Below are 2,714 nucleotides of genomic sequence, written 5' to 3' on the forward strand. Positions count from 1 at the left end.
AGTTTAAAGTTTATCGAACATTGGGTGTTTTCTGATTGCTCTAGCCTTAAAAGTGTAAAATTGAATGAGGGATTGGAAGTTATAGAAAATTATGCTTTTCTTGAGTGTAAATCTTTAGAAGAGATAAGTTTGCCAGATAGTTTAAAAGAGATTAGAGAAGATGCGTTTTTGGAAGTATATAATCTAAAACGCATTCATATTTCTAAAAACCATGAATATTTTGGCTATGAAAATAATGTGCTTTATGAAAAGAAAAGCAAATTTGTTATTGCTGTTGCTAATATACAAGAGAGTATTAGTTTTCCAGAGTGTATAAAGAAAATTGGGCATCACAAGCTTGCTGGTTCTTCCACCTTAGAAGAAATCATCTTTCCCACAAGCTTAAAAGAAATTGAAAGATATGCATTTGAAGATTGTTCTAGCATTAAAAGCTTAAAATTTAATGAGGGATTGGAAGTTATAAAAAATTATGCTTTTAGTGGGTGTCAATCTTTAGAAGAGATAAGTTTGCCAGATAGTTTAAAAGAGATTAGAGAAGGTGCGTTTTTGGAAGTATATAATCTAAAACGCATTTATATTTCTAAAAACCACGAGTATTTTGGCTATGAAAATAATGTGCTTTATAATAAGAAAAAAAGGAAGTCTGTTATTGCTATTACAAACGCAAGTGAGGGCATTACATTTCCAAAGTATATCACCGCAATCCCAGAAGATATTTTTAAAAATCCAAATCTTTCAAAAGTGGTTTTTGAAAATAAAAATTACAAAATTAGTGAGGAACAATACTTTGCAGAAAGGCTTCGTGAATCTATACGTGCACACCAAAAGGAGTTTGCACTCAATAAGGCTAAAAAAGAAAAAGTCGCTGAAATTATAAGTGTGAGCTTTGATGGTATTTTACAAGAGATTGCTAAAAATTATGGGGTAGAATTTATTATAGAATCTAAAAAATGCAATCAGGAAAAAATCGTTTGTATTTTAAAAATAGAAAAACACACAAAGATTCTAACCACAATAAAAATCAAAAATCCTCGCTTTAAAGAGCAATTTGAAAGCTTTGTAAAGCTTGTAGCAGATAAAGAAAGCACTTTTGAAAGTTTGCAAGATTTCACTAAAAAGCACAAAAATATAAGCTTTAATAAAGTCTTTGCTTTGCACTCTTATATCCCTTTTATAAAGCTTTTGCAGCCAGATAAAGAGTTTTTATCACTTGGACTAGAAAATCTTAGAGTAAAAATCCCACAAGGCACAGAAGTAATACCCAACAAGGCATTTTATAAACTAAAATCTTTAGCTTTTGTAGAGCTTAATGATGATTTAAAAGAGATTGATTTGCAAGCTTTTTATGGTTGTAAATCATTAGGCGAAATTACTCTCCCAAATAGCGTTACAACAATTGGTTGGCAAGCTTTTAAGGAATCTGGTATTAAACAAATTAATCTGCCAGAGAGTATTAAAAAAATAAGTTCTTGGATTTTTGCCAATTGTAATTCTTTGCAAGTTGTTTATGGCACAAAAGATTCTCTTGCAAAGAAACTAGCTAAAAGTCTAGGTGTAAAATATATAGAAATACAAGAATAATAAAACTTTGCAAAAGCAAAATTTAAAAAAAGGAAAACCATGAACCTAACAGAAGAAAAAGTAAAATCGCTAGGACTTGATACGAAAGAAGAGGTAGTGATCCCAAAGGATATTAAAGTCATTGAAAAGGATACATTTAAATACAATACAAAAATACGCAAAGTCATTCTAAATGAGGGATTAGAAGTTATAGAAAAATATGCTTTCCGCAAGTGTGAATCCTTAGAAGAGATAATTTTGCCAAATAGTTTAAAGAGTATCGGAGAATATGCATTTTATGATTGCTGCCTTAAAAAACTAAAATTGAATGAGGGATTGGAGGTTATAAAAGCTTGTGCCTTTTTGGGTTGTAAATCCCTAGAAGAGGTGAGCTTCCCAAATAGTTTAAAGAGTATCGGAGAATTGGCATTTAGTGAGTGCTCTAGCCTTAAAAAGCTAAATTTGAATGAGGGTTTAGAAAGCATAGGATCTCGGGCTTTTCTTGGGTGTGAATCTTTAGAAGAAATAAGTTTGCCAGATAGTTTAAAAGAGATGTGGGCAAGTGCGTTTTTGAAAGTCTATACTCTAAAACGCATTCATATTTCTAAAAACCATAAATATTTTGGCTATGAAAATAATGTGCTTTATGATAAGGAAAGCAAATCTGTTATTGCTGTTGCTAATATACAAGAGAGTATGAGTTTTCCAGAGTGTATAAAGAGAATTGGATACGAGAAATTTAGCGAATGCTCTAGTCTTAAAAAACTGCATTTTAATGAAGGATTAGAAATTATAGGAGAGAATGCCTTTTATAAATGTAAATCCTTAGAAGAGATAAACTTCCCAACAAGCTTAAAAACGATTGAAAGAACCGCATTTGACAAATGCTCCAGCCTTAAAAAACTACATTTTAATGAGGGATTGGAAGTTATAGAAAAGCATGCTTTCCGTAATTGTGAATCTTTAGAAGAGATAAGTTTGCCAGATAGTTTAAAAGAGATTGGATCAGGTGCGTTTTTGGAAGTATATAATCTAAAACGCATTTATATTTCTAAAAACCACGAGTATTTTGGCTATGAAAATAATGTGCTTTATAATAAGAAAAAAAGGAAGTCTGTTATTGCTATTACAAACGCAAGTGAGGGCATTACATT

The 2,714-nt window shown here is 30.9% G+C and carries 2 protein-coding genes; both read left to right on the top strand.

Annotated elements, in window-relative coordinates:
- Positions 1–1,581 (top strand): leucine-rich repeat domain-containing protein (locus tag LS81_RS10640; protein WP_138069946.1); only part of this gene is annotated, 1,581 nt, incomplete at its 5' end.
- A 39-nt stretch (positions 1,582–1,620) separates the two neighbouring features.
- On the top strand, positions 1,621–2,714 hold a 1,094-nt coding region (locus tag LS81_RS10645), incomplete at its 3' end, for a leucine-rich repeat domain-containing protein (protein ID WP_138069947.1).

This window comes from Helicobacter trogontum (assembly GCF_000765905.2).
GTDB lineage: Bacteria > Campylobacterota > Campylobacteria > Campylobacterales > Helicobacteraceae > Helicobacter_A > Helicobacter_A trogontum.